General features: G+C 56.7%; 11 protein-coding genes. All 11 read left to right on the top strand.

Going from position 1 to position 17,753, the window contains the following annotated elements; translation table 11 throughout:
• Positions 1-38 precede the first annotated feature (38 nt).
• The 11 genes from D7M11_RS16395 (at position 39) to D7M11_RS16345 (ending at position 17,664) form a co-directional block, all read left to right on the top strand.
• Complete coding sequence (locus D7M11_RS16395) at positions 39-2,336, top strand: helix-turn-helix domain-containing protein (protein WP_120748321.1); 2,298 nt, start codon at positions 39-41, stop codon at positions 2,334-2,336.
• A 187-nt stretch (positions 2,337-2,523) separates the two neighbouring features.
• Complete coding sequence (locus D7M11_RS16390) at positions 2,524-4,104, top strand: extracellular solute-binding protein (protein WP_120748320.1); 1,581 nt, start codon at positions 2,524-2,526, stop codon at positions 4,102-4,104.
• Between the two features lie 78 nt (positions 4,105-4,182).
• A complete protein-coding gene (locus tag D7M11_RS16385; protein ID WP_120748319.1) occupies positions 4,183-5,187 on the top strand; it encodes a Gfo/Idh/MocA family protein in 1,005 nt (334 codons plus the stop codon).
• Positions 5,188-5,208: 21 nt separating this feature from the next.
• A complete protein-coding gene (locus D7M11_RS16380; RefSeq protein WP_120748318.1) occupies positions 5,209-6,387 on the top strand; it encodes a M20 metallopeptidase family protein in 1,179 nt (392 codons plus the stop codon).
• A 164-nt stretch (positions 6,388-6,551) separates the two neighbouring features.
• Positions 6,552-7,541, top strand: coding sequence for a LacI family DNA-binding transcriptional regulator (locus D7M11_RS16375; RefSeq protein WP_158606658.1), 990 nt, complete (start codon positions 6,552-6,554; stop codon positions 7,539-7,541).
• Between the two features lie 393 nt (positions 7,542-7,934).
• Positions 7,935-8,714, top strand: a complete 780-nt coding sequence (locus D7M11_RS16370; RefSeq protein ID WP_120748316.1) for a hypothetical protein — start codon at positions 7,935-7,937, stop codon at positions 8,712-8,714.
• A gap of 256 nt (positions 8,715-8,970) precedes the next feature.
• The gene (locus D7M11_RS16365) at positions 8,971-10,335 is read left to right on the top strand and encodes an ABC transporter substrate-binding protein (RefSeq protein ID WP_120748315.1); all 1,365 of its coding nucleotides are present in this window, start codon (positions 8,971-8,973) and stop codon (positions 10,333-10,335) included.
• A 17-nt stretch (positions 10,336-10,352) separates the two neighbouring features.
• Positions 10,353-12,212: a right-handed parallel beta-helix repeat-containing protein gene (locus D7M11_RS16360; protein ID WP_120748314.1), complete on the top strand. Its 1,860-nt coding sequence runs from the start codon at positions 10,353-10,355 to the stop codon at positions 12,210-12,212.
• A 157-nt stretch (positions 12,213-12,369) separates the two neighbouring features.
• Complete coding sequence (locus D7M11_RS16355) at positions 12,370-13,398, top strand: SGNH/GDSL hydrolase family protein (protein ID WP_120748313.1); 1,029 nt, start codon at positions 12,370-12,372, stop codon at positions 13,396-13,398.
• Between the two features lie 399 nt (positions 13,399-13,797).
• Entirely contained in the window at positions 13,798-15,570 is a 1,773-nt protein-coding gene (locus D7M11_RS16350) for an ABC transporter ATP-binding protein (protein ID WP_120748312.1), read from the top strand.
• 57 nt (positions 15,571-15,627) lie between these two features.
• Positions 15,628-17,664: an ABC transporter ATP-binding protein gene (locus D7M11_RS16345; protein ID WP_120748435.1), complete on the top strand. Its 2,037-nt coding sequence runs from the start codon at positions 15,628-15,630 to the stop codon at positions 17,662-17,664.
• Positions 17,665-17,753: the final 89 nt, after the last annotated feature.

Below are 17,753 nucleotides of genomic sequence, written 5' to 3'. Positions count from 1 at the left end.
TACAAGTCTGAAGGGATGGAATCGAGGGGGCAAACGTTATGGCAGCGAAGAGAAGATGGTCATATAAAAGCAAGCTGCTTGCCTTTACCATTGTGTTGAGCGTCGTCCCGGTTCTCCTGCTTGGCGGCATTTCCTCGTATTTGGCTTCGGTCAGCTTACAGGAGGAAGTCGATTCGCATCAGCGTACGATTTTGCGGACGGTGCAGATGCAGGTGGACGCCTTTGTCAACCGGATGGACCAAATGTCGCTGTCGCTCGCGGCCAATTCGACCCTATTACGGGCGGCGGAGTTCGGCATGTCGATGGACATGTTCGAAAGCTCGGTGCAAACGATCGATTTACTGCAAAATACGGTTGGCAATTCCGACGTTCCGATCGACGTCGCCTTGATTCTGACCCGGTTTAATTCCGTTTATTCAAACCGGTTCGGGCTGATCCGGCAAATCGACTATCCGTACAATGAAATCGTCAAGCAGATGATGCCGCCGACTCAGCTGTTTTCTTTTAAAATACCGCCCAACACGTACGCGAATCAAAAAGATATGCTGATCGTGCGCACGATTCCGCTGAACGCTTCGAACCCGAAAGGCATTTTGCTGCTGCAATTAAACGCCGATCGGCTGAAGGAGCTGCTGGAGCAAACCGGCTCTCCCTTAAACCGGAGCCTGATCGTCGTCGACGAGTTGGGCCGGCAGATCGTGAGCGAGCATACGGATGCGCTGCGCCCGGACACGGGGCTCGAAAGCGCGGTCCTCGGCCTGATGACATCGCCGGACCGGTTGCCGGAGAGGATCAGTCACGACGACCAAACATATATCGTCTCGTCGATTCGTTCGGCGCTGAACGGCTGGACGTATATCGCTTTGACCTCCACAGCCGAGATGTCGCGAAAATCGAACAATATCCAGCTCGTGTCGATCGCTCTTGCGGTGTTCATCGCCGTCGTCTGGGGACTTGCTGCCGTTATCGGCTCGAACCGGCTGTTCGTTCCGCTGCAGCGGCTGATGGCCAAAGCCAAAATGGCGCCCGAAGAGGCGGATCGAAGCGATCCGGACGTCGTAGTCGAGCTGGACCGTTATTTGAACGATATGAGCCGGGCGAACGAGCACCTGCTGCGTCGTCTGAACGAGCAGATGCCGACGCTCAAGGAGCATGCCCTGCAGTCGCTCATCCGCGGCGAATGGCCGACCGGGGAGACGGAACGCGAGTGGGGGGCGTTCACTGCAACCCTTGTCGGGAAATGGTATGCAGTCGGGATAGCCGAGGTGGATCGGCCGCAGGAGCTGAAAAATAGCTACAGCGAGCACGACCGCTCGCTCATTTTGTATGCCTTGCGCAAAATGGTGGAGGAAATCGGCGAGGAGTTCGGTCCCGTCATCGCCTTCTCGCCGAAGCTCGGCCAGATCGTTTTCCTCACGGCGGCCGAAGAGCCAGGCCCTGCACTGGATAAAAGCATGCTGGAATACGGCGGGCGTATCCGCGACAATGTGAAGTTATATTTCCGCTTAACGGTTTCGGTGGCGATCGCCGAGCCGCGCGAGGGACTTGGCCGTGTCCACGAATCCTACGAGGAGGCGCTGTCGTATTTGGCCCATCGCTTTACAATGGGGCCGGATTCGCTCGTTTCCCGGCACACTGCCGCCCGTCAGCCCCACTTTCCGTACCGGCAATGGATTCGTCTGGAACGGTCGGTCATGTCAGCGCTCGCGCGGTCCGAATACGGCGAAGCGATGGAGCACGTAAGCTCGCTTGTGCGGGAGGCTTCCGAATCGCAGCGGGAGCCGGAGGCGATTCTCGGTTTGTTCGCCCATCTGCTCGGCGAGATCGACGGGCTGCTTCAGGAGGCGGGCTGCCACTTGAGCGAGGTGACGGGCGGCGATGCGGTTAAGATGTTGTACGCGCTATCGACGCTGGAGGACATCGAAGCGTGGCTGAACGGGGACGTGCTCGCCGGAGTGCGGCGGCATCTGGAGAGTTTACACATCCCGAAGCAGAAAAAAGCGGTCCAGTGCGCGCTCGCTTTCATTCACGAGCAGCTCGAGACCGACCTATCCTTGCAGCAGATCGCCGATCTGCTCCAGCTTTCGCGCCCGACGCTCAGCAAATGGTTCAAGGAGGAGACCGGAGAAAACTTCGGCGACTATTTGATCCGTTTGCGCATGGACAAGGCGAAGGAGTGGCTCGCCTATACGGATATGCCGATCAAGGATATTTCCGACCGGCTGCGTTATACGTCGGTGCAAAATTTTTCGCGCATTTTCAAACAATCGACTGGCGATACGCCCGGCTCTTACCGACAAACGTATTCGGCCGCCCGCCGGGACGCAAGCGGCTGACGCTCTATAGTCCGCCTAAACCGCCATGCATAGAGATTTTATCTTTAAGTTCCGGTTTGTATCCTCACGTTCCGGCATCCGTGATCAATTGAGTATTGTATGGTGCTGGCGCGCGTGACAAGATCGAATTACCGGGTCTGGCCCTTATGTTAACCGGGTCCATCACTTTATCGGACGGAGGCGTCGCATGCGGATCACGATGCTGGCTAGAAACGGACGGTTCGCCGCGCTGGCGGCGGCTTTGCTGATGCTGGGCGGATGCAGCGGGGAGGACAGGGGCGATGCCGGTACCGCAGCCGAGGCGGGGGGCGGGAAGCTCACGCTGAACTGGTTCATTACGGCGCCGCCGAATACGAACTTGCCGGACCGGAGCAAAGATTTCGTGCGCAAAGTGATCGAGCAGAAGTTTAATGTCGAGCTGAACGTAACGTACATGATTGTGAACAACGATTATAATACGAAGCTGAATGCGCTGCTCGCCTCGACCCCGCCCGATATGTGGAAGGATCAAAACTCCGACGGAGGCAACAAATACGCGGTGGACGGGCTGCTGGCCGACTTGACCGATTTCGTCACTCCGCAGACGATGCCGAACTACTTCAAGTATTGGACGACGGAGGACGAAGTGAGGACGTACCAGACGCAGAACAAGTTTGTCCGCGCTCCGCTGCCGTACGTCAAGTCGTCGTACCGGGCGTATTATATCCGAAAAGACTGGCTCGACAAGCTGGGCCTCTCCGTCCCCGCCTCGTACGACGAGTACGTGAATGTAATGCGAGCGTTTACTTTCAGCGATCCGGACGGCAACGGCAAACAGGACACGTATGGGTTCTCCACCTCCGGAAGCGGTATGACGATCGGCTACGATTGGCCGGAGTTTTACAAGGCGGGCTTCCTGTTCCCGAGTTATATTGAGAACGGCAGCGTCGTCGACGGGTCGATGACGCCCGGCATGCGTTATATGCTGGACGATATTACGAGGCTGATGTACGTCGATAAGGTGATCGATCCGGACTGGTATTTGAACAAAGGCCCTCAGCATCTCGAGAAGGCGATTCAGGGCAAGATCGGCGTTGTTATGGGCGGCACGAAAACGTTCGCTTTCGACAGCAACGCCCAGGGGGTTCAGTACCGCTCCAAGCAGGTGAATCCGAACGCCGACTGGTTGCCGTTTACGATGTTCCCGAACGTTCCGCTCGGCGCGAAGTCCGGGCCGGGGTCGCCGTTTCTGTTTGCCAAAAGCGTAGCGGAGCGGAATCCGGAGAAGGTGCGGAGATCCGTGGACATATTAGACTGGCTGTGCAGCGAGGAAGGTTATTTGCTGACCCATTACGGCGAAGCCGGCAAGCATTATACGCGGGAAGGCAAGACGCTGCGGCTGAATGTGGACGCGTTTGTCGGCGATGTTGCCAAGCAGGGCGATTTTTTGAAAATATGGTCGTTCTTCACGCAGGATACGCCGCAGCCGGAGCTTTACGGCCTGACCGTATACGATCCGCGGGTGACGGAGCGCGATCTGGCGATCGAGAAGTTTTTGACGTCACTGCCGCTCAAGGACTATATCGGCACGTCGCTGACGCCGCCCGACGGCTTCGATTTGGCCGGCTATCGAAAGCGGCAAAACGAGCTGTTCGCGAAAGCGATTTTCGAAGACAAATCGGGCCGCAATTGGCTGCAGTACCGCGAGGAGCTGCTGACCAAATACAAAGGGGCCGCCTTGTTCGAAAAATACAATCAGGATTTGCGTGACGCCGACATTCTCCGCTGAGGCTTTGCAAAAGCGGCGTGGAGGGAATCAGTATGGTCTTGCGGAGGCGTCTCGCAACCGGACAGTAGGAGGAACGTTATGACATACAAAGCGGCCCTAATAGGCGCGGGCATTATCGCCTCCCGCCATGCGCAGGCCATTGCCGCGATGGAAGGGCTGAAGCTTGCCGCGGTTGCAGACGTCCGCGAGGAGCGGGCGGCGGAGCTGTGTGCGGGAAAGGGAGCAGCCGTATATACGGATTACAGGCAAATGCTCGAGAAGGAAAAGCCGGATATTGCGGTAATCACGCTGCCGCATTATCTTCACCTTGAGGCGGTGCAAAACACAGCAGGGGCGGGCTGCCACATGCTGCTCGAGAAGCCGATGGGGATGAACGTCCGGGAATGCGATCGGATGATCGAGGCGATCGAACGAAGCGGCGTGAAGGCGATGGTCGGCCATACCCAGCATTACTTGGCGGAAAATCGGGCGGCCAAAGCGCTCGCGGACAGCGGCGAGCTCGGACGTCTCGTAGCGATGAACGACACGCGTCACGGTTATTATTTTACCCCGGACCGTCCGGCCTGGTTTCTCGATAAGGATAAATCGGGCGGCGGCATCGTGATGAATATCGGCTCGCACTGCATCGACCGGATGCAGTGGCTGAGCGGCGGGCGGATCCGGAGCATCAGAGCGTCCTTGACGTGGTACGGGGAGCGGGGCGATGTCGAAGGGAGCGGGGTGCTGTACGCCGAGAACGAGCACGGCGTCGCCGGGACGATTACCGTATCCGGCTATAACTGTGCGCCGAAGAACGAATACGAGCTGCTGTTTACCGGCGGCATGATCCGCTGTCAGGGCGGCGGCGGTTTGTTCGTCAGCAGGGGCGGCGCGTACGAGACGGTGCCGATAGATGGAGGCGACGATCCGTTTGTCCTTCAGTTCGAGGATCTGGTAACATACATCGAAACCGGCCACGAGCCGGAGTGTTCGCTGGATTATGCCCGCAGCGTAATCGATGTCGTAGAGAGCGCTTACCGCTCCCACGAGACGGGAGCGGAGCAGCGCGTCGGAGCCGAGGCCGTTGGACAATCGCACGAATAATCGAAGAGAGAGGGAAAACCAATGAAAACGTCGGATTTATTACTTGAACAGGCCAAGCTGCTGGAGCCCGAGCTGATCGAGCTGCGCAGAGACTTGCATAGGCATCCCGAGCTTAGCTTCCAGGAATCGCGCACCGCCGGAATCGTAGCCCGGTTTCTGCAGGGGCTCGGTCTGGAGGTACGCGAGCAAGTGGGCGGCTTCGGCGTCGTGGCCGATCTGCGCGGCGCATCGGAAGGGCCAACCGTGGCTCTTCGGGCGGATATGGACGCCTTGCCGATCACCGAGGAGACCGGGCTGGACTATGCCTCCGGCAATCCCGGCGTCATGCACGCCTGCGGTCACGACATTCATACGTCCGTTTTGCTTGGAGCGGCCCGGCTGCTCGCAAGCCGCAAAGCCGAACTTCGCGGAACGGTCCGCTTTTTGTTTCAATCGGCGGAGGAAATACTCGCCGGGGCGAACACGATGATCGAGCGGGGCGTTATGGACGGCGTCGACGAGATATACGGGCTGCATAATTTGCCCTTTTATCCGGCGGGCACGATCGGGCTGAAGTCCGGGGTGCTCATGGGTTCGATCGATCGCCTGGAAATCCGCGTGGACGGCAAAGGCGGTCATGGCGGATATCCGGAGACGTGTATCGATCCGATCGTCGCCGCCTCGGCCGTAGTGGCGGGGCTACAGTCGGCCGTCAGCCGCGAGGCGCCGCCGACGAAAGGCGTCGTCGTCAGCATCGGCACGATACATGGGGGGACCGCTAATAACATCATTCCGGACTTTGTCGAGCTGACGGGAACGGTACGCAATCTGGACCCGGAGTGGCGCGAGACGATGCCGGAGACGATCGAGAGAATCGTCAGCCGTATATGCGAGGCCTATCGCTGCCGGGGAACGGTCCGTTATATCCGGCAAGTGCCGCCCGTATGGAACGATACGGACTTGACCGGGCGCTTTGCCGAGCTGGCCGACCGGATGCTTGGGAGCGGGAAACGGGCGGAGCCGGTGCCAATGACGTACGGGGAAGACTTTGCGGAATATTTGCGCTTTGCGAAAGGTTGCTTTTTCTGGCTCGGCTCCGGTCCCTCGGAGAATGCCGAACAGGCGGCGGGGCTGCACTCGCCGCGCTTCAATCCGGACGAGGGCTGTTTGGCCGTAGGTGCTGCGCTGCTGGCGGGCGTCGCTCTTGACCGGCTGGCGTAAGGGGTGGCAGCCCGGGATGAACCTTACTAACAGTTCATTCCCGGGCTGTTTTCATTTCCGAAAAGTTTATGCTAGTCATTTGGCAAATCATGTGCTATTATCAAATTGTTATCGCGTTTAATGTAATCGATTACAAAAAGTCTTGCAGAGGAATGGATCCAAGGATGAGCTCCATCAAAGAGGTTGCGAGTCGAGCCGGCGTTTCCGTTGCGACGGTTTCCCGGGTGCTGAACAACGATCCGGTCGTTAAGCCCGACACGAAAAATAAAGTGCTGCAAGTGATCAAGGACATGAATTACAAGCCGAATATGCTCGCCAAAAACTTAAGGAAGCAGGCGAGCCGGACGATCGTAATGGTGCTGCCGTCGATGTCCAACCCTTACTTTTCTGAGATCGCCCGAGGCGCTCAGGCGGCTGCCTACGATCATACGTACAACATTATTATCGGGACGATCGAGTCGAAGCGGTGGATATTGGATACGTACATCAACATGCTGAAGACGAATTTGGCCGAGGGTATCGTTTTCGTATCGTCCAGCGCCAGCACGGAGCTGGTGGAGAGCCTGATGGGCGACTACAAAGTGGTGCTGTGCACGGAATATTATAAAGGCGTCGACGCGGCCTGCATTACGATCGATAATCGGAAGGCGGCCTATGAGGCGGCGAGCGAGCTGATCGGGCGAGGACTTACGTCGATCGCGTACATAGCCGGCAGCCGCGAAACGAGCTCGGTTCTCGCAAGGATCGAGGGTTATAAGGATGCGCTGCACGAGGCTGGCATTCCGTTTCGTCCGGAGCTGATTGCCGGTGTCCAGAACAAATTCGAGCATGTGAAGGATGCAGTCAACAGGATGGTGGAGCAAGGCTTGGAGCCGGATGGCATCATCACCCATTCGGATATGCAGGCTGCCTACGTGTTAAAAGGGATCAAGGAGCGCTCGATACACGTGCCGCAGGAGATCGGACTGATCAGCTTTGACGGAACGTTTTTAGCGGAAATTACGAATCCGACGATCACTTCGATCGTTCAGCCGCTGTATGACTTAGGCTACGGCGCCGTCCGCAAGCTTGTGCAAAAGCTGAACAACGAGCCGAAAGCCGAAGAGGAAGGACTGATTGTACTGCCGCATCAGCTGGTGGTACGAGAGACGTAACGGGCTGAAATCCTTCCTTTTCTTTCGTGGACTTATCCTGTCAGGATCGAGGCTAACCAAGGGCGGGAAGTGGAAGTGAAAGTTCCGCTATAGCAGGAGGAACGACGCTGATCTGGCGATAACGGAAGCGAAAGTTCTGTTAAGGCTGCCAATAGCTCGAATGGAGCCGGGCAAACGGAGCAATAAAGGAAGTGCTGCTTCCTTTATGCGGGCCTAATAGGCTCGCGAAGGGGCAATAACGGAACTAGCGGTTCCGCTTAGACAGCGGGAACGGAAGCAAAAGTTCCGTTATTGCTGATGGAACGGTCGATAGACGTTTTTTCGTATTTTTGTAATCGATTACAAATTCTCGAATTCAACTAAGACTACAAGGAAAGGGGTTTTTCCAAGCTTATGACTATCGTAACGAATTCGAAAGTACATTCATTCGTTCCCGTATGGGCCCCGTTTAAAGGGTTCTCGCTGCTGTTCGACAATCCGGGCGACAGCTATTCCAGGTTAAGCGGTTTCGCCGGACTGGAGAAAATGGACTCTCGCCGGGAAGAGTCGGCGCTCGCGTTTTACCGGAAGCTTAACGAAATTACCGGACAGATGGAGCGTGAGTTGATCGGCGACTATTTGTACTGCCCGCTTCCGCCGAACTCCTATCATGTAACGGTTTGGGACGGGATCAATGATTACAATGTCGGCCGGCTGAACGAAGAGGAGCGTGCGGAAGCGTGCCGTCTGCTGCAGGAAATGCCCGCATCGTTTCACGCGGATCATAAGGTGCTGCAAGACAGCGGCGGAAAGCCGATCGGGATGGAAACAGAGCCGATACGATTCGCGTATGACCGGTGCGAGAAATGGAACCATTCGTCGATCGTCGCCTTGCTGAAACCGGCGAATGAACGCTCCGAGGTCGCCTTGCGCGGTTTGGAAATGAAGCGGGAGGAGCTGAACCGTCGTTTCGAGGAAAGGTTCGGCATCGTCTCGGCTTCGAAAAAGTACCGGCCGCACGTATCGCTTGGGTATTTGGCGAATAAAACGATCGGGGAACAAGCGGAAGACGCCGTACTTCGGTTGAACGGGAAACTTGCAGACGGAATGGCCGGAACGACAATACGATTTCCCGGCATAAGCTTGTACGGCATGACGGATATGGAGACGTTTTTCCGCTGGAAGAAGGATTAGGGAAACCAAGCTTCATATATTATTAACGAAAATAGGCATTCCGTTTAACAAACAGGTGATAGGCTGAAAGTGGCTGACGAGCCGGATTTGATGCTGAAAATGTAATCGATTACGAAAACTTCGCTTCCGCCTTACAGACATAACCGTTCCGTGATAAACTTTAAGGAGGTGATTCGCTGCCCTCAGCAATTTGTAACAATTCGCAAGATCTATGGACAAAGCTTTTGTTTCGCCCAAAATGTAATCGATTACGAAAATGACTAACGAATGGAAGGGAGTCACCGAACAGATGAAAAGCTCAAACTTCACTACTAAGATGGAACGAAACCTGGTACGCACCCTGCGCTATATACTCCCGGTCACTGCGATTGCCGCACTCGCCGCGTGTTCGTCGTCCGGCGATCCGAAACCGGCTGCTCAAAAAGAAGAGGAGCGCGCTCCCGTCACGATGAAGATCGGCGTCAAAAAAGGCGGCTATTTGACGGATGAGGAGTTCAAACGGTTTATTGCCGACCCGGTTAAGAAGAAATACCCGTATCTCACGGCGGAACGAATCGATTACGACGACAAGCTGATTCCCGAGATGCTTGCCTCGAACAGTGTACCGGACATCATTATTACGAATAACGTCAACGGCATTCCAGCCATTAGCGAAGCGAAGCTGCTGAAGCCGCTCACCGAAGGCTTGAAAACGAACGGCATCGATTTGGCGAGGTTCGAGCCCCAGCCTCTCGAAGCGATGAAGGCAGCCGCGCAAAGTGCCGATTTGGTGGCGATCCCGTATACGAGAAGCTTCAGCGCCTTGTATTATAACAAGGACATTTTCGACAAGTTCGCCGTACCGTATCCGAAGGACGGCATGACGTGGCAGGAAGCGACTGATTTGGGCAAACGGCTTACGAGAATGGACGGAACGACGCAATACCGCGGATTGGAGCCGAACGTGCCGGAGCGAATGGCCATGCAGCTTTCCTTGCCGTTCGTAGATACGAAGACGAACCGTGCGATCGTTAATAACGAGCTGTGGAAAAAGGTGCTCGTTCAAGCCGCGGAAATTTACAAAATTCCGGGCAACGAGAAGTATGCGTGGAAAACGGCCGGCATTAACGCGTTCACGAAGGACCGGACGCTCGCCATGCTCGCCGACGTTAATATTATTACGACCGCCCGGCTCGGCGAGCTGACGGACTTGAATTGGGACTTCGCGGCATACCCGACGTTCCCCGAGGCGCCGGGAAAAGGAATGGGGGCCGACCTGCACATTATGGTGCCAACGAGCACGAGTAAATACCCAGATGAAGCGTTCCGCGTTATATCGGCGGTCATCTCCGACGAAGTGCAGCTCGACATGGCGAAGCAGGGCAGAAGCAGCATCCTGAAGGATGACAAATACAAGACGGCATTCGGCCAAGACTTGCCGTTTCTGAAGGGCAAAAATATCGCGGCTGCCTTTAAAACAACGACGGCCGACCCGTATCGTCCATCCCTTCACGACACGGCGGCGATGACCGTCATCCAGGCGGAGCTGAGAAACATGTTCCAGAAAGGCAAAGACGTCAACTCGGCGCTGCGCGATGCGGAAGAAAAAATCAACAGCGATATTGCGGCCAAAGGCAAATAAAAGCGGGGTGAGCGAAAATGAGTTATGGGAAAGATCGCGAATCGGCAGGAAACCTCAGCCGCAGAAAGCTGCTGCAAGCCTTCGGAGCCGCTGGAGCCGCTATGGCCGTTGGGTCGCTTGGGGCAGTCGCGGCGAGCGGGAAAGCGTATCCCCATCCGGACCTTGAGCCGGGCGGCACGGTGACGAAGAACGTGTATTCCCCCGGGCGCGGCCACCCGGATCACCCGCGCTTCGAGGAGCGGGACACGGCTCCGGTATTCGACGTAAGACGTCTTGGAGCGGCCGGAGATGGAATCGCCGACGATACGGCGGCATTCGAGCAGGCGCTGCTAAAGGTGAAGGAGAACGGCCGCGGCGTCGTGCAGGTGCCGCCGGGGCAATATGTCATTACTCGGCCCCTTCGGCTGTGGCGAAATACGTTTATTCGGATGGATGATGGGGCCGTGCTGAAAAAAATGGGCGATCCCGACACGAATTTGAAGCTGTTCGTCAACGGGGAGGTCGGCAATCCCGGCTATGCGACGGGTTACGACGGCGATGGCGGCATTACCGTGATCGGCGGCACCATCGACTTGTGCGGTCAGACGAATGCGCCGACCAAACCGTCTCTGAACTTCCAGGCGTTCGCGATCGCCCATGCCGACGGGGTCCATATCGAAAGGGTAACTTTCATTAACGGTCACAACGGCCATATTATCGAGTTTAATTCCAGCCGTAACGTCAAGCTGCTCCATTGTTTGTTCAAGGATCAGATTGTCCGCTCGACAGGCCAGTACGAGATGGTGCAGATCGACTTCGCCTCGAAGGAAGCTTTTCCAACCTTCGGCTCGTTTGACGATACGCCTTGCCGGGACGTAGTCATAGCGGGCTGTACGTTCGAGAACGGCCACCGCGGCGTCGGCACGCACGGCTCGAAGTACGACACGGCGGGTTATCAGGTGTTTCACGAGGGAATCCGCATCGTGAACAATCATTTCAAGAATATGGCGGACATCGCCATCAAGCCGGAGAGTTATCGGAATGCCGTTATTTCGGGGAACACGATCGAGAATTCGGGCAGCGCGGGCATTGCTTTGTACTCGTGTCAAAATACGGTTGTATCGAACAATACGGTTCGCGAATCCGGACTGCACGGGATCACGGTTTCGCGCAAAACGGTCAGCGGCGGTTTTGACGAACCGTCCGTTCACATCACGGTGTCGGATAATATCGTGACGAATACGGCCAACTCTCCGCTACGAATCATCGGAGGCATGGAAATCGTGCTTGAAGGCAATCTTTGTTCGATTGCCGGCAGAGAAGGGGTATACGCGACGAACACGAACGACATCGTCGTGCGGGGCAACGTGTTTCGCGGCGTAGCCCAGGCGCAGGACGGCGGGTATTACGGCTTGCGGGCGGACGGCTGCGCCGGGCTTGAGGTCGCGGGCAACTCGGTCAGCAACTCCGGCTTTCCGAGCAATTATAAATATGCCATCTATATTCCGGCTGGCAGCTCCGGCGTGAAGGTAAGCGGCAATACGCTTGCCTCGGGAACGGCGGGGATGATTCGCAGCGACGCGGCGGATTCGGCGGTGGAAGGTGAACGCGGCGAGCGGCCATTAACCGCGGCTTTGAATGTCTCGACCGGAACGGTTGCGTTAAATGACGATATTACGAAGTACAAGAGCATTATCGTTGCGACCGGCTCCGTCTCCGACGGGAATTTGCGGCATGAAACGGCCAGAGGCTGGTCTTCGTCCGGCTTTAGGCCAGGGACGGACTTCTTGAACGTGAGCACAGCGAACGGAAAGCTTGTGGCTTCGATCGATACGAGCCGGCAGTTGACGATCGTCAGTACTAGCGACCCGCTGCGGTATGTAATCGGCATTTTGTAGCCGATTTGCCAAGTATTCCGGTTATTCGGAAAAATCTCTCTCTTTCGTGCCAAAGAGGGAGGTTTTCTTTTCTTGGCGTGGCAACATCTGGGTTGCCAGTCTGCTCCGCAGCCTGTACATTTAGGAAGATGACGATACCGAGAGGGGAATAAAGCGCATGCAGAGCATTGAAGTGAATCCTTCGCTATTTAAAGGCGCCGTATCGCTGGAACAACTGGAGGACGGAATACGGCCATGGCGCATTAATTACAAGCATTACGAGCTGTTCCCGCCTAACGGAATTAACGGAACGGCTATCTTGTCCGCCGGCATTCGTCTGCGTTTTGCCAGCGACACGACAACCGTATCGCTTGAAGTGGCCCCCGTGCAGGCCCAGGTCCAATTCGATCTCGTCAGCGGCGACGCCCCGGTGCTTACGCAAGTGCTGGAGCCCGGCGAGACGACGCTGCGATTCGAGCAGTTGCCCGCACAGGACAAGCTGATCGAGATTTATCTTCCGCAAAAGTCGAGCACGGTCGTTCGCGCGATCGGAATCGACGATAACGCGAGCTTGCATATTCCCGAAGATACGCGCCCGAAATGGATTACATACGGCAGCTCGATTACGCAGTGCAATGCGGCCTTCAGCCCGGCGTTCACATGGCCGGCGATCGTCGCCCGCCGCTTCGGGCTCGATTTGACATGCCTCGGCTATTCCGGCAATTGCCATCTGGAGCCGATGGTGGCCCGCACGATCCGGGATTTGGACGCCGACGTCATCTCGCTCTGTATGGGCATTAACGTATACGGAGGCAGCACCTTGAACAAACGGACGTTCCGCGCGGCCGTCATCGGGTTCATCCAGATCGTACGCGAGAAACATCCGGATACGCCGATCATCGTGATGTCGCCGATCTGGTCGCCGCCAAGAGAAACGACGCCGAATACGGTAGGCTTTACGCTGGCCGAAATGCGGGAAGAAGTCGAAGCGGCCGTTGCAGCGATGGAAGGACTGGGCGATCAGCATCTGCATTACGTGCACGGACATGCCATCTTCGATGAATCGTATGCGGAGCATCTGCCCGACAACCTGCATCCGAACGGACAAGGCTATGCGATTATGGGCCAAAATTTCGGAGATAAGGCCATGCAGCAGGTGCTTGCCGAGTATGGGTTAAATCGCGGTTTTGCCATTACAAACGGGTAACCGGCGCAAGAGAAGAATGACGGCTACACACGAGTATAATCATTTTTTATTCCGCAGGCCGATTGACAGACGAAATCTTCCCGTGATAACGTAACTTATGAACAGCGTAAGCGAGCCCGGGAAGGAGATGCCGAACATGTTAATTGATGAATTCCGTGCAGATCGGATGCTCTTTGGAGCAAACCGGAATTTCATCTATCGTGATTCGGCATTCGGAGGCGGACTAGAGCTGCGGGCGCGTTAAGGCGTTCCGCATTTGTCCGGTATATTCGAGGCGCAGGTCACGTTAAGCCCGTGGCGTGCGCCTTCTTGCATAATGGCGAAGCACATCGCTCACGAGCGGTGTGTTTTTTTGTATTCGCATGGACTGGAGTTCGGAGAGGAGAGAGAGAACCTACAATGTTAACCGTACTGAGCAAGCTTAGCTGGTTTTTCCGGCAGGAATGGAAACGGTACACGATTGCCGTTATCCTGCTGGTTATTTCCGGCATTTTGGAGATTATTCCGCCCATGCTGGTTGGACGCTCCATCGACGCGATTAACGTCGGGGGCATGAACTGGGAGTCGATCCGGCTGACGATCGTGCAGCTGCTGACGATTACGGCCGCCGCGTATCTGATCAATTTTACGTGGCATTACAAGCTGTTCGGCGGCGCGTTTGTCGTCGAGCGGCTGATGCGTTCCAGACTGATGCGGCATTTTCTGAGAATGACGCCGACCTTCTACGAACGGAACCGGACCGGCGACTTGATGGCGCTGGCGACAAACGACCTGCAAGCCGTATCGCAAACGGCCGGCTTCGGCATATTGACGTTTATGGATTCCACGCTGTGGATGGCGACCTTGCTCGTCACGATGACCGTGTTCGTCTCGTGGAAGCTGACGCTCGCGGCTATTCTGCCTTTGCCGATCATGGCGATTCTGGTAAGCATTTACGGCAAATGGATTCACAAGCGGTTCATGGACGCGCAGGACGCCTTCGGCTCGATGAACGACGGCGTGCTGGAGACGATATCCGGCATCCGGGTCATTCGCGCCTATGTGCAGGAACGGGCGGCCGAAAGCAAGTTCGCCGCCGTAACGAAAGATGTGCTCGACAAAAATATCGCCGTTGTGCGGATCGACGCCCTATTCGAGCCGACGATGAAAATATTGACCGGCGCGAGCTACTTGATCGGGCTCGGCTACGGCGCTTATCTCGTTTACCATAACGAGCTGACGATCGGCGGTCTCGTCGCGTTTAACGTGTACCTAGGGATGCTCATCTGGCCGATGTTCGCCATCGGCGAACTAATCAATATTATGCAGCGAGGCAACGCCTCGCTCGACCGCGTCGGCACGACACTCGGCTGGAAGCCGGACGTAGCCGAACCGGACGGAAAGGCGGCCGCCAAGGTCGGGGAGGAGCCGGGGGCGATCGAATTCCGCGGCGTTACGTTCCGCTACCCGTCGTCGTCCGTCGATAATTTGCAGGACGTGACGTTTAAGCTGAAGCCTGGTCAAACGCTCGGCATTGCCGGGAGAACCGGCAGCGGCAAAACGACGCTGATCAAACAGCTGCTGCGGGAATACCCGGGCGGCGAAGGGCAGATTACGATATCGGGCACGGCGATCGATACGATAAACGCCGATCTGCTGAAATCGTGGTACGGCTATGTGCCGCAGGAGCAGTTTTTGTTTTCCCGCACGGTAAGAGCGAACATCCTGTTCGGAAGCCGCAGCGGCAATGCGACCGAGGAAGAGCTGCTTCAGGCGATCTCCTCGTCGGTGCTGGAAGGCGATCTTCAGTTTTTGCCCAAAGGTCTCGAGACAACGGTCGGCGAGAAAGGCGTATCGCTTTCGGGCGGGCAAAAGCAGCGTGTATCGATCGCAAGGGCGCTGATCGCCGATCCGCACATCCTGATGCTCGACGACGCCTTGTCGGCGGTCGACGCCCGAACGGAAGCGATTATCGTCGATAATATCCGCAAGACGCGCGCCGGCAAAACGACGCTGATAGCCACGCATCGTCTGTCCGCGATTCAGGAGGCGGACTGGATCGTCGTCCTGGATGAAGGACGAATCGCCGAGCAGGGCACCCATGAGCAGCTCCTGAGCTTAGGCGGCTGGTACAAGGAACAATACGAGAGACAGCAGGTGGACGCAAACCGGTCCGAAGGCGGTGAACTGTAAATGAGTATGGAAGCTGAACATTACGACCTCGAGATCGACCGGGCGGCCGGCAAGCCGATGAAAACGCTCGGACGACTCACGAAATACGCGCTGCATTACAAAACGCATCTGCTGCTCGCGCTGCTGATGCTGGCCGTCGCGGTCGGAACGGAGCTGGCCGGGCCGCTCGTCGCCAAACGGCTCATCGATGTTCACATTACCGGCATCGAGAAGCCGTGGTACAGCACGGCGACGAATACGAATAGCGAGTACGCCGTCCAGTACGGAGGAGCCAGCTACAAGCGGGAGGATCACTTCGCTGCAGGAGAGCCGCGCGGCGATCAGGTCCGGGTGCTGCAAGTGGAGCGGGATTATTATTTCATATCCGGGCAGATCGCCTTCGACGGCGAGCGAACCATCACTGCCGACCAGAAGCTGCTGATCACCCGGGGAGACAGACAGAGCACGTACGAGGCGAAGAAGCTGTCCGCTGCGGAAATGTACGCCTTTTTCCAGCCGGAGCTTGGCGGACTCATCCGGCTGTGCTGGTATTACTTCGGCCTGCTGATCGTATCGGCGGCGTTCTCGTACGGGCAGCGGTACGTGCTGCAAACCGCGTCCAACCGGATTATCCGCAAAATGCGCTCCGACGTGTTCGGGCAGATGAACCGGCTGCCGGTCCGCTATTTCGACAATTTACCGGCCGGCAAAGTCGTGTCGCGGATTACGAACGATACGGAGACGCTTCGCGAGTTGTACGTTACGGTACTGGCGAACTTTTTCACCGGCACGATCTACATGGCGGGCATCTTCGCAGCGCTGTTCGTGCTCGACAGCCGGTTGGCGGCGATCTGTCTGTTCATACTGCCGGTGCTGGCGGTCTGGATTTACGTATACGGCAAAAAGGCGAAACGGTACAACCGGACGATTCGCGCCGCCGTAGGCGAAATTAACGGCGTCATCAACGAATCGATTCAAGGGATGCAGGTCGTCAAGGCGTTCCGCGCCGAAAATCGGATGGAAGCCGAGTTCGAAACGATCAACTCGCGGCTGTTTACGTACCGCAACAAGCTGCTCAGCCTCAATTCGTGGACCGGCTACAACCTCGTCAGCGTCATCCGGAACATCGCGTTCGTGGCGCTCATCTGGTATTTCGGCTCGGCGACGCTGAGCGGTCCGGAAGCATTCGTCACCCTCGGCGTGTTGTATGCGTTCGTCGATTATTTGAACCGGCTGTTCAATCCGATCGTCAACATCGTCAATCAGCTGCCGAATCTGGAGACGGCGCTCGTGTCCGCGGAGCGGGTATTCGTCCTGCTGGACGAGGAAGGCGAGGACGTATCCGACCGCAGCATGAAACGGTTTGAAGGGAATGTCAAGTTCGACGACGTATCGTTTGCGTATAAGGAAAACGAATATGTGCTGCGAAACATTTCGTTCGAGGCGAAGCAGGGGCAGACGGTGGCGCTGATCGGCCATACCGGCTCGGGCAAAAGCTCGATCCTCAATCTGCTGTTCCGCTTCTATGACGCGAGCAGCGGACGCATTACGATCGACGGCGCGGATATCCGCGACATGCCGCGTCAAACGATGCGCCAGCATATGGGCATCGTGCTTCAGGACCCGTTCCTGTTCACGGGAACGATCGCGTCCAACGTGTCGCTGGACGATCCGGCGATTACGCGGGAGCGCATCGAGAAGGCGCTCGCCGATGTCGGAGCCGACCGGCTGCTGAAGCATTTGCCCGGCGGCATCGACGAGCCGGTTATCGAGAAAGGCAGCACGCTGTCCGCCGGTCAGCGCCAGCTTATCTCGTTCGCTCGGGCGCTCGCCTTCGATCCGGCCATTCTCATCCTCGACGAAGCGACATCGAACATCGACACCGAAACCGAGGCGCTCATTCAGAACGCGCTTGAAGTCGTCAAGCAGGGACGCACGACGTTCGTCATCGCGCACCGGCTTTCGACAGTCAAAAACGCCGACCTCATTCTCGTGCTCGACCGCGGGGAAATCGTCGAGCGGGGCAATCACGATACGCTGATGGAGAAGCAAGGGAAGTACAGCCAAATGGTTCGCATCCAGCAAGGGGAGCTGACTCCTGCCGTCACAAGCTGACGGAGGGGCCCGGCGCCTCTTTTTTTACGACCGTGCCGCTTTCTCTTACTATAAGAGTCTTTGGCGCATCTTAATTTAGTAGGAGATTG

The sequence above is a fragment of the Paenibacillus ginsengarvi genome, from assembly GCF_003626695.1.
GTDB classification, from domain to species: Bacteria; Bacillota; Bacilli; order Paenibacillales; family NBRC-103111; genus Paenibacillus_AB; species Paenibacillus_AB ginsengarvi.
This window is presented reverse-complemented; position numbering and strand designations above follow the sequence as displayed.

What these genes read in the sequence shown, in the direction of transcription:
- D7M11_RS16395 (WP_120748321.1), top strand. Translation starts at nt 39, where the DNA reads ATGGCAGCGAAGAGAAGATGGTCATATAAAAGCAAGCTGCTTGCCTTT.
- D7M11_RS16390 (WP_120748320.1), top strand. Translation starts at nt 2,524, where the DNA reads ATGCGGATCACGATGCTGGCTAGAAACGGACGGTTCGCCGCGCTGGCG.
- D7M11_RS16385 (WP_120748319.1), top strand. Translation starts at nt 4,183, where the DNA reads ATGACATACAAAGCGGCCCTAATAGGCGCGGGCATTATCGCCTCCCGC.
- D7M11_RS16380 (WP_120748318.1), top strand. Translation starts at nt 5,209, where the DNA reads ATGAAAACGTCGGATTTATTACTTGAACAGGCCAAGCTGCTGGAGCCC.
- D7M11_RS16375 (WP_158606658.1), top strand. Translation starts at nt 6,552, where the DNA reads ATGAGCTCCATCAAAGAGGTTGCGAGTCGAGCCGGCGTTTCCGTTGCG.
- D7M11_RS16370 (WP_120748316.1), top strand. Translation starts at nt 7,935, where the DNA reads ATGACTATCGTAACGAATTCGAAAGTACATTCATTCGTTCCCGTATGG.
- D7M11_RS16365 (WP_120748315.1), top strand. Translation starts at nt 8,971, where the DNA reads ATGACTAACGAATGGAAGGGAGTCACCGAACAGATGAAAAGCTCAAAC.
- D7M11_RS16360 (WP_120748314.1), top strand. Translation starts at nt 10,353, where the DNA reads ATGAGTTATGGGAAAGATCGCGAATCGGCAGGAAACCTCAGCCGCAGA.
- D7M11_RS16355 (WP_120748313.1), top strand. Translation starts at nt 12,370, where the DNA reads ATGCAGAGCATTGAAGTGAATCCTTCGCTATTTAAAGGCGCCGTATCG.
- D7M11_RS16350 (WP_120748312.1), top strand. Translation starts at nt 13,798, where the DNA reads ATGTTAACCGTACTGAGCAAGCTTAGCTGGTTTTTCCGGCAGGAATGG.
- D7M11_RS16345 (WP_120748435.1), top strand. Translation starts at nt 15,628, where the DNA reads ATGAAAACGCTCGGACGACTCACGAAATACGCGCTGCATTACAAAACG.